The organism is Oceanobacillus phoenicis (assembly GCF_047238145.1).
Taxonomy (GTDB): Bacteria; Bacillota; Bacilli; order Bacillales; family Amphibacillaceae; genus Oceanobacillus.
The window spans coordinates 2,565,658-2,589,092 of sequence record NZ_JBDFME010000001.1; the positions used below are offsets into that span (position 1 = coordinate 2,565,658).

A 23,435-nucleotide genomic window follows, 5' to 3' on the forward strand; every position below is an offset into this window, starting at 1 on the left:
TAATCTTTTTAATATAAAGGGACATAAACCTTTACATCATTTATTTTAAGGAGGAAGATAAACATGGCAAAATATGAATTACCGGAATTACCATATGCATATGATGCATTGGAGCCAACAATTGACAAAGAGACAATGAACATTCACCATACGAAACATCACAACACGTATGTAACTAAATTAAATGATGCATTGGAAGGACAGGCAGATCTTCAAAGCAAGTCTGTAGAAGAATTAATCAGCAATCTAGATGCAGTCCCTGAAAGTGCTAAAACTGTAGTACGCAACAATGGGGGCGGACATGCAAACCATAGCCTATTTTGGAAGCTATTATCTCCGAACGGCGGTGGTGAGCCAACAGGTGAACTAGCAGATAAAATTAATGCTAAATTTGGTTCACTAGACAAATTCAAAGAAGAATTTGCAGCAGCAGCTGCTGGTCGTTTCGGTTCTGGTTGGGCATGGCTTATAGTAAACAACGGTGAACTCGAAATTACAAGTACACCAAATCAAGATTCTCCATTAATGGATGGTAAAACTCCAATTCTAGGACTTGATGTTTGGGAACATGCTTATTATCTTAAGTATCAAAACAAGCGCCCAGAATACATTTCAGCATTCTGGAATGTAGTTAATTGGGATCAAGTAGCGAAAAACTACGAAGAAGCTAAATAATTTTATAACTATAAATCAAAACACGTGAAATGATTTTCACGTGTTTTTTTTGTATAGATACGACTCCTTCGCAAAAAATAAAGTAGGAAAAGAAGGAGTCGTTATGATGTTCCAACAAATAAACAAATACTATCAAAAACATAAAATTGAAAATCGTGATTTAATCATTCTTTTATTAATTGGCGGATTATATTCAGGAGGTATTTTCTTATCGAATACATTTGTCAACGTCTACATTTGGAAACAATCCGGAGAATTAATAACAATCGCTAATTATAATTTAGCTAGTTACATTTTTCAGGCACTTGCATTTGTATGGGCGGGAAAGTTATCAAAAGCAATTGATCGTATACTTATCTTACGTGTTGGAATACTATTTCTTTGCTTATTTTTTGTTTGTGTATTATTTATTGGAGAATTGGCAGCTTATTATAACTTTATACTAGGATGCTTAATAGGTATCGGTTATGGGTTTTTCTGGTTATCTTTTCATGTTCTTACATTTGAAATAACTGAACCTGATACAAGAGATATGTTTAATGGAGTGTTTGGAATTTTAAGTTCCTTTGCTGGCATGGTGGGTCCGCTTTTAGCAGGTTTCATTATAGCGAATATGGTAGATGATGTCGGATATAATGTGATTTTTGGTATTTCTTTCTTATTATTTGCTTGTGCAGTGATTGCCAGTTTCTTTATCGTTCGAAAAGGCTCTAAAGGATTATTTGCAATGAAGCATATAGCAAAAGAAAAAAAGAGAAACAAAAATTGGAAAAGAATTTTACATTCGCATTTTTTCCAAGGGTTAAGAGAAGGGATCTTTGGGTTTTATATCACCATCTGGGTGTTTCTCGTTACAAATAGTGAACTCGCACTGGGGACATTTAATATGTTTTTATCCGGTTTATCGATTGTGTTTTATCTAGTTGCAGCAAAATTTATAAAACCACATTTAAGAAAAAAATCGATATTATTAGGTGGGTTATTACTATTTGTTTCTATATTTATCATTATTTTTGAAGTGAATTACACGTTGTTGATGGTCTATGCAGTAATTATAGGTATTGCCTATCCTATCTTAAATGTGCCATTTGTTTCAATGACTTTTGATGTAATCGGGAAAGCCTACAAAGCCGCGGAAATGCGAGTGGAATACATTGTTGTACGAGAAATCTTTTTAAATTTAGGTCGGGCATTATCGATAACTGTATTTATATTCGGGATTATTTTCTTTGAAGAAGAACAAGTTATTCCTATTCTACTTATTGTTTTTGGAGCTGGTCACCTTGTTATTTATTTCTTTGTTAAAAATATTCATATAGGAACCAGAAAGCAAAAAGAAATTTTAATAAAAGAACAAATTACAGACGAAAAAAATCGTTAATTATGGTAAAATCAAACAGAGGAAAATATTGTACTAAATTATTGGGGGAGAAGAAACATTGAGTATTGATAATAAAAAGAAAAGAGCCCAACTTCCCTTTCGGATAAATATATTATTTTTTGCAATCTTTTTGATGTTCTCTGTATTAATTTTGCAATTAGGGGTTGTTCAAATATTAAATGGGGAGGCTCACCAAGAAGAAATTGAAAGGACAAATATTGATACGACGAGTGTACCTGTTCCAAGAGGGAAGATATTAGATACGAACGGAAATGTAATAGTAGACAATAAAGCAATGTATTCTATTACCTATACACCACCAAAAGGTGTTCAAGCTAAAGATCGCTTAAAATTAGCTAAAAATTTAGCAGAGTATATTGATATGAGTCAGGAAGATAGGTTAAAACGTATCACGGATAGAGATAAGCGAGAATATTATTACTTACTTAATCAAGACGATGTAGACGAAAGGTTAGATGGCTTAGATACTTCCGAGATGGACAATGCGGACGTATATAACCATACATTAGATTTGATTACTGAAGAAGAAATTAGTGATTTCTCTGATGATGATATGGAAATTATCGCTATAAAAAAAGAGTTAGATAAAGCTTACTCATTAACACCACAAGTGATAAAAAATGAAGATGTTACAGCTGAGGAATACGCTACTGTTGCAGAGAATTTGGATAGATTACCAGGTATAAATGCGACTACAGATTGGGATCGAGTATATCCTTACGAGGATACCTTAACGAGTCTGTTGGGGAGTATTACAAGTCAAGAACAAGGAATTCCAGCTGAAGATGTGCAAGCGTACTTAAGTAAAGGGTATAGTCGAAACGATAGAGTTGGTAAAAGTGGTCTTGAAGAGCAATATGAAGACTTCTTACGTGGTAGAAAAGAACAGATTCAATATGAGACGAGAAAAGATGGTACCATAGTTGGTACGGATACCGTTGTTGAAGGGCAACGAGGAAAAGACCTTGTCTTGACGATTGATATGGAATTCCAAGAAAAAGTAGATGAAATAGTACTGGATGAATTCAAGGATGCTAAAGAAAAATATCCTGGGCCTAATCAGTACTTAACGAACGCATTTGCGGTAGTAATGAATCCGAAGACAGGTGAACTACTGGCAATGTCTGGTGTGAATTATGATAAAAAAGAGAAAGAATACAATGATGCCGCATTTATGGCTCTTGCAAGTGCATATGAACCAGGTTCATCAGTGAAAGGTGCTAGTGTATTAGCAGGATATGAATCAGGTGCGATTTCGCCAGGTCAATCGTTTTTTGATAACCCAATTCGAATCGCTAGTACACCAGTAAAAAAATCAGTTAGAAATTTAGGTTATGTAAACGATTATCAAGCTCTCGAAAAGTCTTCAAACGTGTACATGTTCTATATTGCTTTACGAATGATGGGAGAAAATCGTCATCCATACCCAGATAACTCTAGCCTTAATGCAAGTTGGAATGAATACAACAACGCATTAAATGATTTACAAAATTATTTTAATCAATTTGGTTTAGGTGCTTCTACAGGTATTGATTTTCCTTATGAATCTACAGGTGTTCGTTCAAATAGCGCGCCCAACCCTGGTAATGTATTGGATTTTACGATTGGACAATATGATACGTATACGACTTTACAATTAGCACAATATGTATCAACAATTGCTAATGATGGTTATCGAGTTCAACCACACTTTTTAAAGCAAGTTCATGATCCGGTAGCATCATTTGATGAATTAGGTCCAGTGTATTATACAAAAAATACACAAGTAATGAACAAGATTGATATGAGTCAGTCTGAAATTGAACGTGTGCAGGAAGGGTTTAGAAGAGTATATAGTACGGGAACAGCAAGCAGTTATTTTAATAACGCAGATTATACTGCTGCTGGGAAGACGGGTACAGCGGAAACATCCATTTATGAAGATGGAAAATTGCTAGCTGATACCAATAGTCTTTCACTTGTTGGTTATGCTCCATATGATGATCCTGAAGTTGCGTTTGCCATTATTGTTCCACATACTGGGGAAGGGAATGGAATAAATAATAAAATTGGCAGACGTATCCTTGATGCTTACTTCGAAGTGAAAGAAGAACAAGATGAAGAAGAAGCAGTTGATTGATAAAAAACAGTGAATCCAATTTGGATTCGCTGTTTTTATATAAATGATTACATAGAGTTTACAAACAATTAATATTAATCCTTTATAATTAGTTACATATAGAAACTATTAGGGGGAGGAACATATATGTCAACACGTAATCAGTTCCAAGATGAGCTACAAGAATTGTATGCTGAAATACTTCATATGTCAGATTTGGTTGGTGCGGCTTTAGACAGATCAATGGAATCATTAATACAACAACAACAAGAAATTGCAGAGAATGTTATAGCTAATGATAAAGAAATTGACAAGCTAGAACAAATTATCAATGATAAGGCTATTTTATTAATTGCAAAACAACAACCTGTAGCTACAGACCTAAGAAGAATCGTTACTGCTTTAAGAGTTATGATTGATATTGAACGAATGGGGGACAATGCTAAAAATATTGCCAAATCAAGCATACGGTTACTCGATAATCCTTCAAGTATACCTCCTGATCTTTCGAATATGCATCATCAGGTCAAAAAGATGCTTCACACAGCAGTACTAGCATTTGAACAGGAGGATATTTCACTGGCGGGAAAGTTAGCGGAAATGGATGATGAAGTAGATCGTGTTTATAAGCGAGTAGTTAGTGATTTGCTATACGAAACAGCGACTCGACCTGATCAGATAGAATATGTGATGCAAATGTCTTTTTGCGCAAGATATTTGGAACGATTCGCTGACCATATCACAAATATTGGTGAAAGCATATTATATTTGGTAAAAGGAGAAAGTGTAAATCTAAATAAATAGCACAGCATATCGCTGTGCTATTTTTAATTATAGCTTGTAATTACTTCTGCTATGTCAAAGTGAGACATATCACTTGATAATTCAAATGTGCCTGGCTTAACGTTAATTGCGTAATCATTGTCTTCTAAGTAGTTATTAAAGTCAGAAGCACTTTCAATAATATCTTCGTTTTCTAGTATGTCACTTATTTCAGATGATGCCATTCCAGTTTCCACTGTAAGCTTATATTCTACGGCAGAATCTTGTTCAGATTCCTCTTCACTATTTTCTTCTTCATCTTCTTTATTATTCTCAGTTTCTTCCTTACTCTCTACAGTGTCTTCATCTTCTGATTCGTGATTGGTTGCTGATTTGTTATCTGAATCGTTTCCATTCACACTATAAGAAATGTATTCTTCTTGTGATAGAATAGCATAACCTTGGTCTTCTAATACAGGAATGAGTTCTTCTGCTTTAACATCCTCAATTGGTGTTTGTGAATCTTGTACTAAAAAGAATACAATCAGAATAATTAAGGCACTTGTAAACAGACCGACTGCAAAAGCTCGAATGTGGTGTTTCATTGATTTACTCCTCTAATTATTGATAAGATTACTATTTTCCCTTTTATGATCAGTTAAATCACCAGGTAATAGTTCTTCCTCAAGTACTTTGATTTTCTTTTTAAGCTGATATGTATCTTGCATTGTTGTAATCGACATTTGTTCTAGCTGTGATTCTACTTCTTCAATTCTATCATTCATAAAATAAGATAGAATGAATAGAACAACTGCAACTACGATAATTGCTATTATCGCGTAAAACATCTTATTCCCTCCTTCATATTCATTACTAGTTATACCATAAAAAGACAATGGAAACCATGAATAATCATTATTATTTCACTGATTTTTATAGTTCAACTTAATTATTATAATAATTGAAATAAGTTAATAGCTTATTTTCATGCATTATTACTGTAAACAATCTTGATAATTACTGGAAAGTTTGATAATATAATTAAAGTCTGCACGATTATGTATGAAGAGGCAAGTTGAAAAGTTTGGAGGGATAAAATATGCGCGTAAATATAACTTTAGCTTGTACAGAAACAGGAGATCGTAATTACATCTCTACAAAAAACAAGCGTACAAATCCTGAACGTATTGAGCTTATGAAGTACTCACCACGTCTTAAAAAACACACGTTACATCGTGAAACAAAATAATGTCAGTAAAAAACTCTTATCGTTAGGATAGGAGTTTTTCTATTATTAGAGGTGTATATATATGAAAAAGCAAACATTAAGAATAAACATGATTCAACAATTAAATGAATTACCGCAATATAAGAGGAATGATATTCAATTAAAACAACAACAACTATTATTTCAATTAGATCTTTGGAAGAATGCATCTATAATTGGAATTACTGTTTCTAAAGGATTTGAGTGGGATACAAAACAAATTATTCAACAAGGATGGAAAGAAAACAAAGTAATTGCTGTTCCAAAATGTTATCCGACTGATAAAACAATGACATATTATCAAATTACTTCTTTTGAACAGTTAGAAGTTGTATACGCTGGAATTGAAGAACCTATTATTGAGCGAACAAGTTCTGTGAAAGTTGAATTACTTGATTTATGTATAGTTCCTGGTGTTGTTTTTGATAAAAGCGGTTATCGGATTGGATTTGGGGGAGGTTATTACGATCGTATGTTACCAAGCACACAAGCCCCTACATTATCAATATGTAGTGAGTTACAGATAGTTCCTTCTTTACCCAAGGAATCACACGATCTACCGGTTGATTATCTAGTAACTGAAAAAGGAATTATTGGTAGTTAATTTTTCTATGTATAAGTAAATCATTCTTGAAAAAACTATATTTACATATAGAGTTAGGAAGGAATGATTTCTTAATGCGTCCACTCATTTCGATTGCATTATTTATATCTTTGATTTTAGTCATATTAAAGTGGAGGTATAAATTATTTAATACACTATTTGCAATAAGTATTATACGTAAGTTAGCAGTTCGGTTAGCTATGAATTTCCCAGGTGTTCAATCAAAACTTTTTGATGAGCCAACAGCAAGTAGAAATAATTATTAAAACCTTAGAAGATAAGTGTAGAGATCTCTTCACTCATCTTCTAAGGTTTTTTAGAAGTATCCGCCATGATAATCCTGTGCAAAGATATTTCGTTTTGGTATGATATTCATGGGGAGGTTGGTGTATGTACATAAACGATTTATATATGGAGTACCAATTAGCTTATCAACTATTTCAACAAGGATTTGAATTAATTAATAATAATGAGGAAACAGATGAGCTTTGGTTCGAAAGATTTCAAAACAACACTTCAGTCATCATTAGAGTATTGCCACAGAGGTTTGATTGGCAAAATCAACTTAAACAAGATGTAACTAGTACATATCAACGCATTCATCAAATGAGAAAGATGTTCAAAGGAAAACATATTGAAGCAATCACCATTTATACTGCTAGCGAGGAACCGATTGGTGATGACTGGCAAACATTAAAAAAACCGATTACTTCAAATGCAAAAAAGCCATTTACGATGAATGTATATTTTTTACATGAATCAGTGCGTTCCGATGAAATTAAACGTTTACGAGAAAAAACAGGTCTAGATCTCTCTTTAGATGAAATAGAAGAAATGGATGATGAAGAAAAAGAAAGAAAAGTTTCTTTCTATAAGCAAACCATACTTCATGATTTTAACAACAGAATAGAAAAAAGGCGTAAAGTATTTTCAAACGGGAAACCATTATTTACATATATTTTAATAGCACTTAATTTACTCTTTTTCTTACAACAAATAAATAATGGCGGAAGTGAAAATATTGATACGCTTATAGATATGGGTGCAAAATATAATCCATTGATTATGGAAGGAGAATGGTGGAGGTTGTTAACTTCCATGTTCTTACATATTGGTTTTGTCCATATCTTAATGAATATGGTTGCTTTATTTTATCTCGGAACAGCTATTGAGAGAATTTTTGGTAGAACTAGATTTTTAGTTATTTATTTCCTTGGAGGAATTGCTGGTTCGATAGCTAGCTTTGCTACTTCCATTAGTATTTCTGCCGGGGCATCTGGTGCAATATTTGGATTGTTTGGGGCATTGTTATTCTTTGGTTTAATTTATAAAGATGTATTTAAAGATACGATGGGTATGAATATTGTTTTCATACTTGTAGTAAACCTTGTCATTGGATTTTCCATTCCGGAAATAGATATGGGTGCTCATCTTGGAGGTCTAATTGGAGGCTTTTTAGTAGCCGCTTGTCTATACGTACCTAATAAGAAGAATGGTAAATATCAATTAGGAGCAATCATCGCATTTATTATTTTATGTGCAGGGTTACTCATGTATGGTACTGATAACAACGCTTCTTCTTTAGAGTTTAAATTGATTGAAGTAGAAGAAAAATTATCTGATAATCAATTTGAGGAAGCAATTGACATATCTACCAATGCATTAAATGATTTAAAAACAAATAACGATAATAATGAGTTAATGCCTTATTTTCTCTTCCATCGTTCATATGCATATATTCAGCAAGATGAAATTGAATTAGCACAAGCTGATTTAGAAGAAAGTCTAGAGTATGAAGAAACTATTCCTGAAGCATACAATAATTTAATTATAATTTATGCAAATAATTTTGAATTTGATAAGGCAAAAGAAGTATTGGGCGAAGGTTTAGACCGATTTCCTGATAATCAGGATTTAATTGATCTTCAGCAAGACTTATCCAATTATTAATCATTTTAGAGTAGCTTTTGGCAATCGCTGAATTAGCTGCTCTTTTTTTCCGTTTAGTTCAAATAGAACAAATAAATGTTTTGCTTCTTTATCGATTAAAATTAGCGGTACAAAGCTACTAAGATTATCGTTCGGTGGATCAAGTGCTGGAATAATATAATTTTTGTAGAGGCCCTCCCACAATTGTCCAATCACTTGATCTGATTTTTCTTTTGTCATATTTGGCAACGGAGACGCTTCATATAAAACTAATTTTGTTAAAGGTATAACATAATAGTTGGAGGAATCAACTTGATAATAATGTATGAGTTGCTGCCATTGATAAATTAATTGTTGATTAGACGTCCGATTTAAGACCTCTTCCCACTCCTTTTCATATTCGTTAGCAGGTTCTTTAAATGAAGCAATTGGCTCTGAAGGGGAGTCAATGACATACAAATCATCTTGAGACATTTGCTGGATGCTTCTTATTGTATTATCATCAATATGAATTTCTCCTTGATGAAAAGAAATACTCTCAAAATGATTCGAGTTTTGTCCAATAAAATTTTCTTGAATATCAATTTTATCTGTATTTTGTTGCCATTTACTACGAACTCCTTTCAGCCTACCATTTAGAAATAATAACGAAACATCTTGCCGCATGGTTAATTCCTCATCACTCTGTGAATTTATATTCCATTGCATTTCGTAACGATTTGTATCTTCCTCTCCTATAAGTGAAATCTTTGTATCTGCATAATTAAAAGTGTGTGTATCATCTAACGGAAAAAAACTAATTGCTTGTTTATCAATATTGATAATATAAATAGTAAGCACAAATATTAAACCGCCTATAATTGGAAGGATATATTTTTTCCACATCTTCCTCATCCTTTATCGCTTGTCTATATGTTTATATATGTTAAACAAAAAGAATATATGAAGGATTCTAGTATAGAAATTATGGTTCGTAATAAACTATTCATATCATATAGATCATGGGTGGTAACGAATGGAACAGGACAAAAGACCAATTGACCATAAATTAAAAAACAACGTTACATTTCTAAAAAGTTATTTAGGTGTGGATAAAAGTTTTGATTTAATCTATTTAGATTTAAATTATGCAGGCAAAGATATGGCTATGTTCATGGTTGATGGTTTTGCTAAAGATGATATATCGTTATTTATCATGAAAACATTGGCTGAGTTAGAAGAGAATGAACTGGATAAAGATACATTAACAAAACTCCTTAAGAGATACATTCCTTATATAGAAATTGAACCCATAGATAATATCTATCAGGCAGCTGATTTTGTATTAGCAGGAGCAACAGCTTTATTTGTAGATGGTATAGATAAGGCGATTATAATTGATTCAAGAACTTACCCTTCACGTTCACCTGAAGAACCAGATTTAGAAAGAGTAGTTCGTGGACCGAGAGATGGATTTGTTGAAACATTAGTATTTAATACCGCATTAACAAGACGAAGAGTACGAGATCGTTCACTTCGAATGGAATATTTGCAGGTCGGTCGAAGATCAAAAACAGACGTAGTGATAAGTTATATAGAAGATATTGCAGATAATAAACATATAGACAAAATACGATCAATATTAGAAAAAATTGACACAGATGGACTACCGATGGCTGAGAAAACAATTGAAGAGTTTTTAAGTGATCGTTATTTGAATCCTTATCCATCTGTAAGGTATACAGAAAGACCAGATACTGCAGCTGCTCACTTATATGATGGACATATACTGCTAATTATTGATGGCTCTCCTAGTGTTATGATAACTGCAACAACGTTTTGGAATCACTTACAACATGCGGAAGAGTATCGTCAGAAGCCAACAGTTGGTGCATATTTAAGAATGGTACGTTTTTTTGCGATTGTATTTTCAATGATATTACTGCCTCTTTATTATTTAATGTCTTCACATCCAGAGTTATTGCCAGATGCTTTAGAGTTTATTGGTCCTGATGATCCAGGGGTAATACCTCTACTTGTTCAATTTCTAATCGCGGAGATAGGGCTAGATATGTTAAGGATGGCTTCCATTCATACTCCATCTGCATTAGGGACCGCACTCGGATTAGTTGCCGCGATTATGATAGGTGAAGTATCCGTACAAGTAGGGTGGTTTACCAATGAGGTTGTTCTGTATATCGCTACTGCAGCAATCGGTTCTTATGCGACCCCTAGTTATGAGTTGAGTATGGCTAATCGAATTGTACGTATTATTTTATTACTAGTAACTGCAAGTTTTGGAGTGATTGGCTATGTAGTAGGGATAACTTGTTGGTTATTGTATATAACAAAAATGACAACATTTAAAATTCCTTATTTTTGGCCGTTTATTCCATTTTCACCTAAAGCGTTGCGAGATGTGATCATTCGTATGCCAGTACCGATAAAGCATCGCCGACCTGATATATTAGACCCGAAAGACCCGGATCGTTAAGTGATTCGGGTTTTCGTTTGTTTAGTTCCCATTACTAAAAGCTTTTGGTATAATATTCATTGGTGATTAATTTGAAAACGATGATTGATGTTCGTAATTTATTAAAACGCTTTGGTGCGTTTATTTATACTGGTGATCGTCTTGGAGATTTGGAATTAATAGAACTTGAATTAAATGATTTGTACCAATATGGATTTATTACTCAACAAGAATTTCAAATGGCTAAACTTTGCGTGAAAAAAGAAAAAAATAATCATTTAAAGGGGAATGGATAGTGGAGAAACATTTATTAGTGGGGATTGATATTGGAGGAACTACGGTTAAGATAGGTTTTATCTCTGAAAATGGAAGTATACTACACAAATGGGAAGTACCTACAAGCTTAGTAGATGGCGGAAAACATATTGTTCCAGAAATCTGGTCATCTATTGAGTCAAAAATGGCTAATTTAGGATACTCTTTATCATCGATAGCAGGACTCGGTGTAGGCGCACCAGGTTTTATCGATTCAGAAAATGGATTCGTGTATGAAGCAGTTAATATTGGATGGAAGAATGTTGCTCTAGCTGAAGCGTTTAAACAATATGCAAAAGTCCCGGTGTATGTTGAAAATGATGCGAATATTGCAGTACTAGGAGAAAATTGGGTTGGTGCAGGAAATCAAGCAGACAATCTAATTGCTATTACACTTGGAACTGGTGTTGGTGGAGGGATTATTGCCAACGGCCGAATTTTAAATGGGGCAAATGGAATGGCTGGAGAATTGGGTCATATGATAGTGGAAGAGAATGGGGCACCTTGTAATTGTGGTAATAATGGTTGTTTAGAAACAATTACCTCAGCTACAGGTATAGTAAGACAAGCATTAGAAAAAGTAATTGAAATACCTGAGTCAAAATTAGCGAAAGTTTATAATAGTAATGGTGAAATAACATCGAAAGAAATTTTTGAACTTGCATCTGAAGGTGATATAGCCGCAAAATCGATAGTTGATCACACTGCTGATGTATTAGGGAAAGTGTTAGCTAATATGGGTGTAATAATAAACCCTTCCAAAGTGTTAATCGGTGGAGGAGTTTCCAAAGCTGGGAATCAGTTAATTGAAGCTATCCAGCAAGCTTTTAATAGACATGCACTACCAAGAGTTGCAGAAGCATGTTCCATTAAAACTGCGCAATTAGGAAATGATGCAGGTATTATTGGAGCAGCATATTTGGTATATTCTTCAAAAAATAGCACATTTTTCACTTGATTTTTTTTGATTTTCTACTAAAATAGTAACTTATGAGTACAGTGTAAAAAAATCTTATAAAAGTGAAACTTTAATGGCATGATATTCGTCTATATTAATAAGTATTTTATTAATTGTAGTTTACAATTGCTAAAAAGGTGGAAGATAATCCATAATGAGTAATTGTACTATGAAATTTAGATGAATGAGTTAGGAAACTAGGAGGAGAACTATGAAATTCTTCAAAAAACCAAAGATGCCGTTGTATGTACTAGCAGCGATATTATTTGGTCTAAAAACGTATATTGTATATAGATTCATGTTCAACATTGGAATAGACAATTCGATGCAAGAGTTAATTTTATTTATTAATCCATTTGTATCTGCATTCTTAATATTTACGATTGCAGTTTGGTTTAATAAGACTTCAAGGCAAATGAAATATATTCGCTATATGGCGTTATTTGCTTCCTTGATTATTTGGGCAAATCTCGTATTCTATCGTCAGTTTACAGATTTTATTACCATCCCACAATTATTTATGGGAAGTAATATGGGAGATTTAGGTTCAAGTATTTTGACCTTAATCAAACCGTATGATGTATTATTCTTTGCTGATGTCGTTATTATTTGGATTTTAAGTAAGAAATATGAAGGTACTTTATCTGTTCAATATCCAAAGAGTGGAAAAGTTGGAGCAGTTGCATTTTCTCTAGTCCTACTTGCAGGAAACTTTTTCTTAGCAGAGATGGAACGTCCACAATTATTTACTCGTGCGTTTGACAGAGAATATTTAGTTAAAAATATCGGTTTATTTAATTACCATATATACGATATTGTTGTTCACTCAAAGACAGAATCCCAACGAGTATTTGCAGATGGGAATGAAATACCTGAAATTGAGGAATTTATCGAAACGAATATCGATCATAAACGTAGTGAAGAAATGTCCGGTGTTGCTGAAGGTAAGAACGTTATCTTCATTAATGCAGAGTCATTACAACATTTTGTAATTAATAATGATGTCAATGGTGAGGAAGTAACGCCGTTTTTAAACAGTTTAGTTGAAGATGAAGATACGTATTACTTCGAAAACTTCTATGAACAGACTGGCCAAGGAAACACTTCTGATTCTGAGTTTTTAGTTGAGAACTCCTTGTATCCACTTTCACGTGGTGCAGTATTCTTTACTCATGGTGGGAATGAATACAATGCATTTCCTGAAATGATTAAAGAAGAAGGGTATACTTCATCAGTTTTACACGCAAATAATAAAAGCTTCTGGAACCGTGATGGTATGTATGACAGCTTAGAGATTGACAATTTTTATGGAGAAGAGGCTTATGAAGTTTCAAACGAGAATTCAATTGGTTGGGGATTGAAAGATAAACCATTCTTTGAACAATCAATTAAGTATTTAGAATCAATGGAACAACCTTTTTATAGTAAGTTTATAACTTTAACAAACCATTTCCCATTTGAAATGCATGAAGAAGACACGTCTATTGATAAATTTGATTCAAACTCAAATACACTTAATAATTACTTCCCAGCTGTAAGATATATGGATGAAGCTATTGAACAGTTCTTCCAAGATTTAAAAGACAGTGGGTTATATGAAGATTCGGTAATTGTGATTATGGGCGATCATATAGGAATTAGTGCGAATCATAATCGTGCGATGGCACAGTATTTAGATAAAGAAGAGATTACTCCTTATGATCAAGTACAGTTACAACGTGTTCCTTTATTTGTTCATATTCCTGGACATGGAGAAGGAAAAGTAATGGATGAAGTAACAGGACAAATTGATCTTAAACCGACAATGCTTAATATGTTAGGTATTGAAGAAGATAAAGATATCTATTTCGGTAATGATATGTTTAGTGAAGATCGTAAAGATTATATAGCACTTCGTAACGGTGATTTCGTTAGTGAAGACTATATAAAAACTGTAGGTGTATGTTATGACAGGGAAACTGGTGAACCTGTAGATGACATCATTGATGAAGAAACATCATCTGAACAAGAAGCAGATCAGCAAAAAGAACAAGTAGCGAGTGCATGTGATTCAATTCAAGAAAAAGTTGACCAAGAATTAGCTTACTCAGATTCCATTATATATGGTGATTTATTCCGCTTCGTAGATTTCGGTAAAGATGAATCAAATGAACATAATTAAACCTATAGGAAACCTAACAACAATCCGATTGTTGTTAGGTTTTTTTGGTTCTAAAATAATTGTTGGAGTAAAGGAAAATTTTAATTAATAAAAAACACGCAATCTCCTATTTTTGTTATCATTGTTTAAACCACTAAACCAAACAATAAGGTGATGCGTGCAATTGAATTCTTAAAAAACATTACCTGAGTTGGAAGAAGGAAATACAGAAGTACGAGAAGGTATCTATTACATTAGGTGGGAGTTGGAGTCCACAATGTGGTGAGTGGACAAAAAAGGTACATGATTATGGATATAAACGTTTTCGATCGTTTTCGAGCAAGGATACTATTACCATCATCAATATAAAAACAAAATGGTTTAATATAAATAGGAGTGAGCTAATTGCTCACCCCAACATTTGACTTAGAACCAAAAAAACAACAATATTGCAAAAGCAAAATTGTTGTTTTTCTCATTGTAATTAACCAATAATTTCTTTAATAATCGTAGCGATTGAAAAGAATCCGAAGGTTACAGCAGTAATCGCTGAAAATAATAATGCAAACATGTTTTTATACTTTAGCTGACGAATAACAGAAATAACAGCTAATAAAGTGACTCCTAAAAGTAATACTCCAAGGATAATGTGATAATACGCTTCCATCTTTAATTAACCTCCTCATTCCAACTCTTTTTCTTAATTACTATTGAGTCGAAAGGAATATATGTATTATTATGTAACTAACGGTTATCAATTATTATTTTATAGTATTCCATCTTTTTTGTCGAGTTATTATAAAAAATAAGGAGAGAATTTTATGGAAATTATTGCTAGACCAGTTGGCCTTGTACAGGCGAATTGTTATATTATCAAAGAGGGAAGAAATGGGATTGTTGTTGATCCAGGTGGAGATGCAGAAATAATTCTTTCTATAATTGAAGAACATAACTTATCTATTAATGCGATTTTATTAACTCATGCACATTTTGATCATATTGGGGCGTTAGAACAGATTCGTCAGAAAACAAATGCCCCAGTTTATTTACATCAGGCAGAACACGAGTGGTTAAGCGATCCAAATTTGAATGGATCATATAAGTTAATGGGAGAATCTATTACAGCAGCTCCTGTAGAATTCAGTGTGGAAGAAGGTAGTTTAACTATTGGAGAGTTTTCAATGCAAGTATATCATACACCTGGTCACTCCCCTGGTAGTGTAAGTTATATATTTCCTGAACAACAATTAGTTATCAGCGGAGATGTCCTGTTTCAAAAAGGAATTGGTAGAACTGATTTGCCAGGAGGAGATATAGGCATATTAGAACATTCAATTCGAGAAAAACTATATCAATTACCGGGACAATATCAAGTTTTATCCGGACACGGTCCAATTACGACCATACAAGCAGAAAAAGATGAAAATCCTTTTTTTCAAGCCTGACGGGCATAAGAAAAAACCACATGATTCATGTGGTTTTTTCTTGGTTTTAATGTCCAAACCCAGGTACAAGTATAAACTCGGAATACCAAGTATATCCAATTAGAAATACAGTACAATATGCACCAAATAAATACATGTACATACGTTCGGATAATTTTAAATAGCCTAATGTAAGGAAAAACGCCGTTTGAGCCAGGAATAGAAGTGCAGTATTCATCATGTCACCGACATAAAACATTACTGTAAAAATACCTGTCCAAAAGGCAAGAACACGAAACATACGATCCATGTCTTCCCCCTCCTTTGTAGGTAGCCTTTTCATAGTTATTATATACGAGCTGGATAAGATTGTAAACGTTTCTCATAAACATTTGTATTAGAAGTTGTAATTAGAATAACCTATTAAATAAATTTTATTCGTCAAATTTGTAAAAATGATCATAGGAATAAAAAGGTTCCTCATCCAAAAAAATAATGAAAGATAATGAAAGAATATGTTGCTTTCTTGATTTTATCCGTACTTCAACCACTCCATCAGGATAAGAATAATATTTAGATTTTTGTGTATCGATAAATTCCTCTATATCGTTTTCAACGTCTACCTTGCTCATTTGAAACAATGTCTCTGACTGGAGTTGTTTTAAATGAAAATCGGTTATCTGTTGATCATGATGATAATAAATAGTCAATAATGATATATTTATAAATAGGAAGCTAATAATCCAAATAACATAAATGAATAGAAATCCTTGTTCATTGTTAATAAAAACTAATTGTTTTTTCATATTGTTCCCCTGAACTTGTCGTTAATATAATTTGAAATCCAAATTCTAACTGTTGGAAGTATAATTCAGCTATGTTTCTTACATAAATTTCAAATCCTTCTCCATCTACTTGGCGTCGAATCACATTTCCGTATTGTTCGTAAATAACGGTTTGTTCATTTAACTCACTTGGCACAGTTAATACCAGTTTTTCATTTGTGGTCACTGCATGAAGAGAGCGAATCACATCATCACGTATAAATTGGAAAAATTGATGAACAGACAGTTCTTCCTTAGTAGATGGAGTTTCTGTGGACTGTAACATATAACTTATAAAAGGAAGTGTAATTAAGATAATTGTCAACATCAATAAGTGACTGATTAACGAGAAACCTCGATTATTTCGGAGATTTACCATGCAAACAATACTCCTCTTGGCGATGATTTATATTTACCCACTGTGCACATCCTGTGAGTATTCTTTGATCTGTTTCAAAATCAAACATTACCTCTGTTTGAGAGTTCTCCAATAAGAATGTAGATTGTTCGTGTTGAAGATCATTCCATAGGTTTGATTGTAGTTTATCATGTAATTTATAAGCTATTGTTCGTCTTTCTTGAAGCACGAGTTGCTCTTTCATTAGAAGAGAGGAAAGAGGAAGAAGCAATATGATTATTGTAAAAAAGAGTAAAGTTGCCATTAACACTTCCATATAACTAAACCCATTAGATTTCTGCAATATAAAAACGCCCTTTCCCTAGTGGAAAAGTTAATCGATATGATTTATAAATTCCATACACCCGTACTGTTCGCGGCTGAATAAATGTGCCATTCGTATTGAAATATATTTCTCTTCTACCAAATGTGTCAATTGATAATCCTGTTGGATATGGACGAACTTCATTGGTATTCATTCCTTCAATTATTCTGTATTCATCAGCATAAAATCGAATTAGAACACGTTCATTTTCATACATTCTTGCTCGTGATTGAATATACAAGACATCATATTCTAGTAACTCAAGAAATCGGTTCTCTTTTAATTGATTTAGTTGATTTATTTGTAAAGGTGAGAAGAGGGCTATTATAACCATTAAAATGGCTAAAGAGAATAATACTTCGATGAGTGTAAATCCATTCTTGCTAGGAGGCATTTACTTTGCCGTTCGAATAAGTTAGTGCATTATTGTTAGGACAAGTTAATTGATCTCCAGTAATATAATTATTGTCCACTAAGTCATCCAATGAACTAGGGAGTTGTCCCGTCTCTAGTAAAAATGCATCTACTTGAGCTTGAACAACACTGACCAATGCTTCGCAACCTTTTGAATGTACGTCTTCACTTTTTTTACCAATATTAGGGATGATGAGGATCATTAAAACGGAAATGACCATTAGCACAATTAGCATTTCAATGAGTGTAAAACCTTCTTCTTTTTTAAACATATTATCTACTCCTTAAATTGTATTCATTATTTCAAACATTGGAGAGAGGATACTAATATAGATGAAAATAATAAAAGCACCCATAATGATAAAAAATATAGGTTGAATATACGTAATTATCTTGTTTAATTGGTAGTACATTTCTTCCATAGACAATTCAGCATACACGTGTAAGTCCTTAGCAAGCGTCTTTGCATCAACTCTAGTAGACATAATTGCTTTTAGTTGTTTTTCAATAAAGACAAAAGATGTAAGTAAACTCTCTAATGATTTTCCTTTTGCTAATTGCAAGTGCATCTGTTTTGAATAATTGGTAATAATCGGCAATTTCTCCTGATTAGCCATGTAAGAAAGTAATTGATGAAATGACAAACCTGCCTCAAGCAGTGAACTTAATTGCGTAGCAAAATGAAAAGATGTTTGTTTTCTATAGTAACTTGCAAGAAGAGGGATTTTAGAAAAGATCTTTATCTTCAGCTCCGTAGATATCCTTTTTTTGTAGAAGGACCAAAATACAAAGGCAATTAGGAAGAAAAATAACACAATAAGAATAAAATAACCAACCCATTGTAACATAAAAAACACGAGTTGAAGTGGAGGGGAAAGGTTGCTTACGAACAGATATTGAAAGGAAGGAAGGACTTGATTATACACAAAAAATAATATAATACTAAACGTTATTATCAGAATAAGTGGATATCGGACTACTTGTTGAAATCGCTTCTGATAATTTATTCGATTTTGGTATAGATTTACACTTTGCTTTATGCGGTTTTCTAAATTACCATTATCCCTCACAACATAAAGGTGTGTAATAATAGAGTGGTGAAAATGGACGTTTTCAAGTGCTTCATCTAGATGTAATCCATTCTTAAGATCTTGTTTTATCATTTCAGCAATATGTTTATATTCTTGATAGAAAGTAAGTGTGTCAAGTGATTCAGAAATCGTTAACCCTTTCGATAACATTCTGCTTAGAATTTGTAAATAGCGAAGTTGTTTGCTAGAAGATAGCTTATGTTGTTGAATAATCTTCCTTAGATATAAAGCCATATGCAAAAGCCTTCTTTCGTAGATATTCAAATGTAAAACGGTATTCAAGTTGATTTCGTTGATTATTTATTACTTCTGACAACTGTTCTCCTTCTAACAATTCCATTATTGCAGCTCTTCTATTTTTGCCTTTATATTGAATCGGTAAGAGTTGGATTGCTCCAATAGCTAATAAGCTTTGCTCAAGGTCAATATCCTTCAACCCCATTTCTTTTAATCGAAATATAGTTCCAATAGCATTCTTAGCATGTAAAGTACTAAAAACGAGGTGTCCAGTTAAAGCAGCTTCAAGTGCAAAATGAGCGGTCTTACGATCACGAATTTCTCCAACCATAATAATATCTGGATCATGCCGTAGTGCAGCTTTTAGTCCAGTATGGTAGGATATACCTGCTTTCTCGTTAATTTGAATTTGTAATACATTATCCATCTTTTTTTCAATAGGATCTTCTAGTGTAATTGTTTGACATGGCTTTTCAGCAAGTATGGATTCTAATAGTGCATATAAAGTGGTTGATTTGCCGCTTCCAGTTGGACCTGTTAGTAGAATGATACCTGCTTGATTTGTTAACCATTCTTTTTTTATGTGACGAATTTGATTTGGGAAAAGAAACAATTTCTGCTCTATCTGATGAGATTGTTGTGGGTGGATTCGTATTGCTATGCTCTCTAGTAAATAGTGGGGAAGGGTAGAAATACGCAAAGAATAAGTGTTCGACGTTTCACTCCAGATTATTGTACCATGTTGTGGTATTCTGGACTCGCCAATATCCATTCCTGAAATAAACTTATAATAGGTGATTAATAATCGATATTGATTTGAAGAAATCTTTCGATGTAGTGTACGTTTTCCATGAATACGAAAATATATTTCCGTCTGTGTAGAATAAGGATAAAAGTGTATGTCCGAAGATTGTAATGCGACCGCAGATTGAATGAGGGAGTCAGAAAGTTTTTTTACTTCATTCATGCATCTACCTCCTTTCGAAGATTTTCTGACTATATATACTTTCTACATAACTCAGTATTATCCTGCATGTATTTGAAAATATTTTGAATAATAATTTAAGGACTGACCAAACTAATTAGTAAATAAAGGCGGTGTGCGTATGAAAGGAAATGACTATTTAAGATATATGACTGAACAAGTAATTACTTATATCGATCTGCCAAAGGAAGAAAAACAAAAAAGAAAGAATACTCATCAAAAAACAAATGGATTATATCAGAGTCGTTGGTTTGGAGTTTTACCATTTACATTTAAACTATGGTATAAAAAAAGAAATGGAAAATGAACCATTTCTTTTTTTATTACAAGGAATTATTTTTTAAATAAAAAATACCACCGTTTATAACCGTAATTTCAATCGTAGGTTGATATCTCTTTTTTAGGTCTTCTAATTCCTGCATGTATCGTTTATGCTCTAAATCATCTTCATAAAAGTGTGTAAGCGTCTTTTTCTCCTCTTTCCAAACTTCAAAAGAATCGGTTGCCCAATTATGTTCCTGATTTTCAATATATGTGGTAATGGTATCTTGAATGCGCTTAAAACCACTCTTGAGTTTAATCATGGGTGACATGGTAAAACAGTAATCGGAAATGGATTTTTCCAATGGAATTTTCTGTAGCTTCTCCATTGCATCGACAATCATTTTACCATTTACTAATTGTACCCCCATAGATAGTATTTCATCCTTTTTGTATCTTCCACTATAACTAATTTTGATATTGGTAATTAACCACGGATACAGAGGGGTTTTTTCGGCAGTATGAATGACCTCAAATAATTTTGTAAGTCGTTCACCTTGTTTTAATTTTTCAAGTATTTGGTGTAGGCGAGGGCTGCCGAAATGAATCCATTCTCCTTGTTCGTCTTTCTTATCAGGGTTGGTTATCAGTGACAATTTCATTGGATCACCTTGACGTCCTATCTTTTTTATATAATGCCAGTAAAATGGCCTATTCATTAGTTCTCGATCCATCTCTTCCGTTAACTGAATGATCATTTTTCCATCTAGATTTTCTTCAATCGAGCAGTTCTTTGTTTTAAAATAATCACTAAGAAAAGAATTTAAATCATGAATTTCCATACTTTTTCTCCTCCATTTCACTATCTGATGGATTTGATTGTTCTATTATGGAGGTCAAATTATCTAATTTAATACGAACTTCCCCACTAGAACTCGATTCATTATAAATGGATTCCATCTCTGCCTCAAGACTTTTAACATTTAACTCAGCTAATATAGCATCTAGATTACCGATTACATTTTGGAATAAATCAATTTTTTCATACAATAGGGAGAGCATATGTTCTTCGATCGTATTTCTAATAACTAAATTATATATTTGTACGTCTTTTTCTTGACCAAATCGATGAATCCTTCCTATCCGTTGTTCTAAACGCATTGGATTCCATGGTAGATCATAATTAATCATATTATGACAAAACTGAAGGTTAATACCTTCGCCTCCAGCCTCTGTAGCAATAAGTACTTGGGCATGATCTTTGAATAACTGTTTCATCCAGTCTTTTTTTCCGCGTTTAAATCCACCACGGAATGGAACGGACGTAATTCCATGTTGTTGTAAGAACCATTGCAAATAGTATTGTGTAGCTCTATATTCTGTAAATACGATTACTTTTTCATCACCTAAAGATTGAATTAACTTTACCATCTGTTCCGCTTTTACATGTTGTTCTAATGATTCTAAATCAGAGATTATTTTTTTTAGTGGATGTTGTTCATCTTCTATATCTTTTACGAATTTAACTAATGACATATAGCACGCTTCACGAGAAGAACAAAATTCACGTAAATAGGTAATCTTTGAAAATGAAGACATTCCAAACGAAAGTTGAACTAACTGATCGTATATTTGTTGAAATTCTTTCGGGAAGTCCATCCACACCGTTTCTATTTTCCTTTTTGATGGTTGCAAAGCTGTCTCTTTCCTTGTATTTCGAATCATTACTTTTTGAACTAGTTGTTTCAAGTAAGGATCTTGTTCCATTCTTTTTCTGTCTTTTCCATATTTTTCAGTAAATGTTTGGTAGTTTCCTAAATGCCCTGGCTTTAATATACTAATCAAGTTAAATAACTCAAGTAGTTTATTTTGAACAGGAGTAGCAGTAAGTAGAAGACAATATTTCTTCTTAAGTTCACGAACAAATTGATAATTTTTCGTTTTATCGTTTTTTAATTTATGAGCTTCATCTATTATAATGAGATCATAGTCAATGTCTAATATTTCTTCTCGATTTGGAGAGCGTTTTGCTGTATCTATAGAAGAAATTACTACATGATTATCTAACCAACTATAATTTTTACGATGTGCAATAGCAGGAATAAGAAACTTTTCATTGAGTTCTTTCTCCCATTGATTTACCAGTGAAGCTGGAACTAGTATTAATACTTTAGAAACAAGTCCTCTTACCATGTATTCTTTTAATATTAGACCAGCTTCAATTGTTTTTCCCAGACCAACCTCATCAGCAAGAATAGCTCTACCGTCCATTTCTTCGATAACTTGTTCAGCTGCCTCTCGTTGATGATCTAATATTTGAAGGTGTGATAAATGATTAACTGATCGTAGCCCTTTAAATGAAGGACTCATCGTTTGCTTTTCAGCTTCATATGCCATAGAGAAAAGTTTCCAGCTTGTTAGATTTTCTTCTCGCTGCATTGCATCATCCAGGTCTATGATAAACTGTTCGTCTTTGTTGACTTGGATAGAATCCATATGTTATCCCCTTTTCTTGTTAATAAAATTTGGTTTTTTCTATAAAATCCACAATATCTGTGTTATAATCCAAGTGAAAATAGATTTTCCTTTATTTTGGTATTTAGTATATCCAAAATATACATATTTCATCAGCGGAAGATTACAAGGGGAGAGCTTACCACATAAGGTAACGCCGAAGGAGCAAGTGAAGAACGAATCTCTCAGGCAAATAGACTCTTGTAGGACGCAACTCTGGAGAGTGTTTACGAGATAAGGTAAACCACCCACGAAGCAAGTATTCTTTCTTTTTTGAAGAATGAGTATGCAACTTTCTGGTTAAAGGACAGAGATTCTTCTTTTTGGAGGAGTCTCTATTTTTATGCGCTTTTCATCAAAC

The 23,435-nt window shown here is 33.0% G+C and carries 28 protein-coding genes and 2 riboswitches; of the genes, 14 read left to right on the plus strand and 14 right to left on the minus strand.

The annotated features are described in order from the left end of the window. The first annotated feature begins 63 nt into the window (after positions 1–63). From sodA to phoU, 4 genes are all read left to right on the plus strand, one after another. The gene (sodA, locus tag ABC346_RS12725; protein WP_413235191.1) at positions 64–675 is read left to right on the plus strand and encodes a superoxide dismutase SodA; all 612 of its coding nucleotides are present in this window, start codon (positions 64–66) and stop codon (positions 673–675) included. A 106-nt stretch (positions 676–781) separates the two neighbouring features. Further along, positions 782–2,056, plus strand: a complete 1,275-nt coding sequence (locus ABC346_RS12730) for an MFS transporter (protein WP_413235192.1) — start codon at positions 782–784, stop codon at positions 2,054–2,056. 58 nt (positions 2,057–2,114) lie between these two features. Continuing rightward, a complete protein-coding gene (locus ABC346_RS12735) occupies positions 2,115–4,196 on the plus strand; it encodes a peptidoglycan D,D-transpeptidase FtsI family protein (RefSeq protein ID WP_413235193.1) in 2,082 nt (693 codons plus the stop codon). A 126-nt stretch (positions 4,197–4,322) separates the two neighbouring features. Then, positions 4,323–4,979, plus strand: a complete 657-nt coding sequence (gene phoU, locus ABC346_RS12740; protein ID WP_413235194.1) for a phosphate signaling complex protein PhoU — start codon at positions 4,323–4,325, stop codon at positions 4,977–4,979. A gap of 23 nt (positions 4,980–5,002) precedes the next feature. Here the strand turns inward: phoU and ABC346_RS12745 are convergent, their stop codons facing one another. Together ABC346_RS12745 and ABC346_RS12750 are read right to left on the minus strand one after the other, a co-directional pair. Next, on the minus strand, positions 5,003–5,542 hold the full coding sequence (locus tag ABC346_RS12745; protein ID WP_413235195.1) for a hypothetical protein: 540 nt from the start codon (positions 5,540–5,542) through the stop codon (positions 5,003–5,005). Positions 5,543–5,554: 12 nt separating this feature from the next. Further along, positions 5,555–5,785, minus strand: a complete 231-nt coding sequence (locus ABC346_RS12750; RefSeq protein ID WP_413235196.1) for a hypothetical protein — start codon at positions 5,783–5,785, stop codon at positions 5,555–5,557. Positions 5,786–6,036: 251 nt separating this feature from the next. On the opposite strand from ABC346_RS12750, the gene rpmG reads away from it, so the two are divergent. The 4 genes from rpmG (at position 6,037) to ABC346_RS12770 (ending at position 8,758) form a co-directional block, all read left to right on the plus strand. Continuing rightward, positions 6,037–6,186 carry a 50S ribosomal protein L33 gene (gene rpmG / locus ABC346_RS12755; protein WP_017797039.1) on the plus strand — a complete coding sequence of 50 codons (150 nt, stop codon included), beginning with the start codon at positions 6,037–6,039 and terminating at the stop codon, positions 6,184–6,186. 61 nt (positions 6,187–6,247) lie between these two features. Further along, positions 6,248–6,808: a 5-formyltetrahydrofolate cyclo-ligase gene (locus tag ABC346_RS12760; RefSeq protein WP_413235197.1), complete on the plus strand. Its 561-nt coding sequence runs from the start codon at positions 6,248–6,250 to the stop codon at positions 6,806–6,808. Positions 6,809–6,882: 74 nt separating this feature from the next. Continuing rightward, positions 6,883–7,074, plus strand: coding sequence for a hypothetical protein (locus tag ABC346_RS12765; protein WP_413235198.1), 192 nt, complete (start codon positions 6,883–6,885; stop codon positions 7,072–7,074). 124 nt (positions 7,075–7,198) lie between these two features. Continuing rightward, on the plus strand, positions 7,199–8,758 hold the full coding sequence (locus ABC346_RS12770) for a rhomboid family intramembrane serine protease (protein ID WP_413235199.1): 1,560 nt from the start codon (positions 7,199–7,201) through the stop codon (positions 8,756–8,758). Here ABC346_RS12770 and ABC346_RS12775 read toward each other — a convergent pair whose 3' ends face one another. Then, positions 8,759–9,622 carry a hypothetical protein gene (locus ABC346_RS12775; protein ID WP_413235200.1) on the minus strand — a complete coding sequence of 288 codons (864 nt, stop codon included), beginning with the start codon at positions 9,620–9,622 and terminating at the stop codon, positions 8,759–8,761. It abuts the gene before it with no gap. Positions 9,623–9,752: 130 nt separating this feature from the next. On the opposite strand from ABC346_RS12775, the gene ABC346_RS12780 reads away from it, so the two are divergent. From ABC346_RS12780 to ABC346_RS12795, 4 genes are all read left to right on the plus strand, one after another. Continuing rightward, positions 9,753–11,210 carry a spore germination protein gene (locus ABC346_RS12780; protein WP_413235201.1) on the plus strand — a complete coding sequence of 486 codons (1,458 nt, stop codon included), beginning with the start codon at positions 9,753–9,755 and terminating at the stop codon, positions 11,208–11,210. A gap of 80 nt (positions 11,211–11,290) precedes the next feature. Beyond that, positions 11,291–11,485, plus strand: a complete 195-nt coding sequence (locus ABC346_RS12785) for a YqgQ family protein (protein ID WP_413236553.1) — start codon at positions 11,291–11,293, stop codon at positions 11,483–11,485. Continuing rightward, complete coding sequence (locus ABC346_RS12790) at positions 11,485–12,462, plus strand: ROK family glucokinase (protein ID WP_413235202.1); 978 nt, start codon at positions 11,485–11,487, stop codon at positions 12,460–12,462. The genes ABC346_RS12785 and ABC346_RS12790 overlap by 1 nt, the downstream gene beginning before the upstream one ends. A gap of 211 nt (positions 12,463–12,673) precedes the next feature. After that, positions 12,674–14,623: an LTA synthase family protein gene (locus tag ABC346_RS12795; RefSeq protein WP_413235203.1), complete on the plus strand. Its 1,950-nt coding sequence runs from the start codon at positions 12,674–12,676 to the stop codon at positions 14,621–14,623. Between the two features lie 463 nt (positions 14,624–15,086). On the opposite strand, the gene ABC346_RS12800 is transcribed toward ABC346_RS12795, so the two are convergent. Next, positions 15,087–15,269, minus strand: coding sequence for a DUF2759 family protein (locus tag ABC346_RS12800; protein WP_413235204.1), 183 nt, complete (start codon positions 15,267–15,269; stop codon positions 15,087–15,089). Between the two features lie 154 nt (positions 15,270–15,423). Here ABC346_RS12800 and ABC346_RS12805 point away from each other — a divergent pair, with 154 nt between their 5' ends. Next, complete coding sequence (locus ABC346_RS12805; RefSeq protein WP_413235205.1) at positions 15,424–16,047, plus strand: MBL fold metallo-hydrolase; 624 nt, start codon at positions 15,424–15,426, stop codon at positions 16,045–16,047. A 46-nt stretch (positions 16,048–16,093) separates the two neighbouring features. On the opposite strand, the gene ABC346_RS12810 is transcribed toward ABC346_RS12805, so the two are convergent. The 8 genes from ABC346_RS12810 to comGA form a co-directional block, all read right to left on the minus strand. After that, the gene (locus ABC346_RS12810; protein WP_011066312.1) at positions 16,094–16,336 is read right to left on the minus strand and encodes a DUF2626 domain-containing protein; all 243 of its coding nucleotides are present in this window, start codon (positions 16,334–16,336) and stop codon (positions 16,094–16,096) included. Between the two features lie 124 nt (positions 16,337–16,460). Continuing rightward, positions 16,461–16,832, minus strand: a complete 372-nt coding sequence (locus tag ABC346_RS12815; protein WP_413235206.1) for a hypothetical protein — start codon at positions 16,830–16,832, stop codon at positions 16,461–16,463. Further along, complete coding sequence (locus ABC346_RS12820) at positions 16,807–17,229, minus strand: competence type IV pilus minor pilin ComGF (RefSeq protein WP_413235207.1); 423 nt, start codon at positions 17,227–17,229, stop codon at positions 16,807–16,809. The genes ABC346_RS12815 and ABC346_RS12820 overlap by 26 nt, the downstream gene beginning before the upstream one ends. Continuing rightward, positions 17,210–17,551, minus strand: a complete 342-nt coding sequence (locus ABC346_RS12825) for a hypothetical protein (RefSeq protein WP_413235208.1) — start codon at positions 17,549–17,551, stop codon at positions 17,210–17,212. The genes ABC346_RS12820 and ABC346_RS12825 overlap by 20 nt, the downstream gene beginning before the upstream one ends. Continuing rightward, on the minus strand, positions 17,538–17,966 hold the full coding sequence (gene comGD / locus ABC346_RS12830) for a competence type IV pilus minor pilin ComGD (RefSeq protein ID WP_413235209.1): 429 nt from the start codon (positions 17,964–17,966) through the stop codon (positions 17,538–17,540). Before comGD ends, ABC346_RS12825 begins: the two co-directional genes overlap by 14 nt. Beyond that, positions 17,956–18,258 carry a competence type IV pilus major pilin ComGC gene (gene comGC / locus ABC346_RS12835; RefSeq protein WP_413235210.1) on the minus strand — a complete coding sequence of 101 codons (303 nt, stop codon included), beginning with the start codon at positions 18,256–18,258 and terminating at the stop codon, positions 17,956–17,958. Before comGC ends, comGD begins: the two co-directional genes overlap by 11 nt. A 12-nt stretch (positions 18,259–18,270) precedes the next feature. Continuing rightward, positions 18,271–19,311, minus strand: a complete 1,041-nt coding sequence (gene comGB, locus ABC346_RS12840) for a competence type IV pilus assembly protein ComGB (protein ID WP_413235211.1) — start codon at positions 19,309–19,311, stop codon at positions 18,271–18,273. After that, positions 19,274–20,281, minus strand: coding sequence for a competence type IV pilus ATPase ComGA (comGA, locus tag ABC346_RS12845; protein WP_413235212.1), 1,008 nt, complete (start codon positions 20,279–20,281; stop codon positions 19,274–19,276). The genes comGB and comGA overlap by 38 nt, the downstream gene beginning before the upstream one ends. 139 nt (positions 20,282–20,420) lie before the next feature. On the opposite strand from comGA, the gene ABC346_RS12850 reads away from it, so the two are divergent. Beyond that, positions 20,421–20,606, plus strand: a complete 186-nt coding sequence (locus tag ABC346_RS12850; protein WP_413235213.1) for a YqzE family protein — start codon at positions 20,421–20,423, stop codon at positions 20,604–20,606. A 16-nt stretch (positions 20,607–20,622) separates the two neighbouring features. On the opposite strand, the gene ABC346_RS12855 is transcribed toward ABC346_RS12850, so the two are convergent. Both ABC346_RS12855 and ABC346_RS12860 read right to left on the minus strand, forming a co-directional pair. Further along, positions 20,623–21,402 carry a YqhG family protein gene (locus tag ABC346_RS12855; RefSeq protein ID WP_413235214.1) on the minus strand — a complete coding sequence of 260 codons (780 nt, stop codon included), beginning with the start codon at positions 21,400–21,402 and terminating at the stop codon, positions 20,623–20,625. Further along, the gene (locus ABC346_RS12860) at positions 21,389–22,999 is read right to left on the minus strand and encodes a DEAD/DEAH box helicase (protein WP_413236554.1); all 1,611 of its coding nucleotides are present in this window, start codon (positions 22,997–22,999) and stop codon (positions 21,389–21,391) included. The genes ABC346_RS12855 and ABC346_RS12860 overlap by 14 nt, the downstream gene beginning before the upstream one ends. Positions 23,000–23,194: 195 nt before the next feature. Further along, positions 23,195–23,285, plus strand: a riboswitch (glycine riboswitch). A 3-nt stretch (positions 23,286–23,288) separates the two neighbouring features. Beyond that, positions 23,289–23,387, plus strand: a riboswitch (glycine riboswitch). The last annotated feature ends 48 nt before the right edge of the window (positions 23,388–23,435 follow it).

What these genes read in the sequence shown, in the direction of transcription:
- sodA (WP_413235191.1), top strand. Translation starts at nt 64, where the DNA reads ATGGCAAAATATGAATTACCGGAATTACCATATGCATATGATGCATTG.
- ABC346_RS12730 (WP_413235192.1), top strand. Translation starts at nt 782, where the DNA reads ATGTTCCAACAAATAAACAAATACTATCAAAAACATAAAATTGAAAAT.
- phoU (WP_413235194.1), top strand. Translation starts at nt 4,323, where the DNA reads ATGTCAACACGTAATCAGTTCCAAGATGAGCTACAAGAATTGTATGCT.
- ABC346_RS12745 (WP_413235195.1), bottom strand. Translation starts at nt 5,542, where the DNA reads ATGAAACACCACATTCGAGCTTTTGCAGTCGGTCTGTTTACAAGTGCC.
- ABC346_RS12750 (WP_413235196.1), bottom strand. Translation starts at nt 5,785, where the DNA reads ATGTTTTACGCGATAATAGCAATTATCGTAGTTGCAGTTGTTCTATTC.
- rpmG (WP_017797039.1), top strand. Translation starts at nt 6,037, where the DNA reads ATGCGCGTAAATATAACTTTAGCTTGTACAGAAACAGGAGATCGTAAT.
- ABC346_RS12760 (WP_413235197.1), top strand. Translation starts at nt 6,248, where the DNA reads ATGAAAAAGCAAACATTAAGAATAAACATGATTCAACAATTAAATGAA.
- ABC346_RS12765 (WP_413235198.1), top strand. Translation starts at nt 6,883, where the DNA reads ATGCGTCCACTCATTTCGATTGCATTATTTATATCTTTGATTTTAGTC.
- ABC346_RS12770 (WP_413235199.1), top strand. Translation starts at nt 7,199, where the DNA reads ATGTACATAAACGATTTATATATGGAGTACCAATTAGCTTATCAACTA.
- ABC346_RS12775 (WP_413235200.1), bottom strand. Translation starts at nt 9,622, where the DNA reads ATGTGGAAAAAATATATCCTTCCAATTATAGGCGGTTTAATATTTGTG.
- ABC346_RS12780 (WP_413235201.1), top strand. Translation starts at nt 9,753, where the DNA reads ATGGAACAGGACAAAAGACCAATTGACCATAAATTAAAAAACAACGTT.
- ABC346_RS12785 (WP_413236553.1), top strand. Translation starts at nt 11,291, where the DNA reads ATGATTGATGTTCGTAATTTATTAAAACGCTTTGGTGCGTTTATTTAT.
- ABC346_RS12795 (WP_413235203.1), top strand. Translation starts at nt 12,674, where the DNA reads ATGAAATTCTTCAAAAAACCAAAGATGCCGTTGTATGTACTAGCAGCG.
- ABC346_RS12800 (WP_413235204.1), bottom strand. Translation starts at nt 15,269, where the DNA reads ATGGAAGCGTATTATCACATTATCCTTGGAGTATTACTTTTAGGAGTC.
- ABC346_RS12805 (WP_413235205.1), top strand. Translation starts at nt 15,424, where the DNA reads ATGGAAATTATTGCTAGACCAGTTGGCCTTGTACAGGCGAATTGTTAT.
- ABC346_RS12810 (WP_011066312.1), bottom strand. Translation starts at nt 16,336, where the DNA reads ATGGATCGTATGTTTCGTGTTCTTGCCTTTTGGACAGGTATTTTTACA.
- ABC346_RS12815 (WP_413235206.1), bottom strand. Translation starts at nt 16,832, where the DNA reads ATGAAAAAACAATTAGTTTTTATTAACAATGAACAAGGATTTCTATTC.
- ABC346_RS12820 (WP_413235207.1), bottom strand. Translation starts at nt 17,229, where the DNA reads ATGGTAAATCTCCGAAATAATCGAGGTTTCTCGTTAATCAGTCACTTA.
- comGD (WP_413235209.1), bottom strand. Translation starts at nt 17,966, where the DNA reads ATGCCTCCTAGCAAGAATGGATTTACACTCATCGAAGTATTATTCTCT.
- comGC (WP_413235210.1), bottom strand. Translation starts at nt 18,258, where the DNA reads ATGTTTAAAAAAGAAGAAGGTTTTACACTCATTGAAATGCTAATTGTG.
- comGB (WP_413235211.1), bottom strand. Translation starts at nt 19,311, where the DNA reads ATGGCTTTATATCTAAGGAAGATTATTCAACAACATAAGCTATCTTCT.
- comGA (WP_413235212.1), bottom strand. Translation starts at nt 20,281, where the DNA reads ATGAATGAAGTAAAAAAACTTTCTGACTCCCTCATTCAATCTGCGGTC.
- ABC346_RS12850 (WP_413235213.1), top strand. Translation starts at nt 20,421, where the DNA reads ATGAAAGGAAATGACTATTTAAGATATATGACTGAACAAGTAATTACT.
- ABC346_RS12855 (WP_413235214.1), bottom strand. Translation starts at nt 21,402, where the DNA reads ATGGAAATTCATGATTTAAATTCTTTTCTTAGTGATTATTTTAAAACA.
- ABC346_RS12860 (WP_413236554.1), bottom strand. Translation starts at nt 22,999, where the DNA reads ATGCAGCGAGAAGAAAATCTAACAAGCTGGAAACTTTTCTCTATGGCA.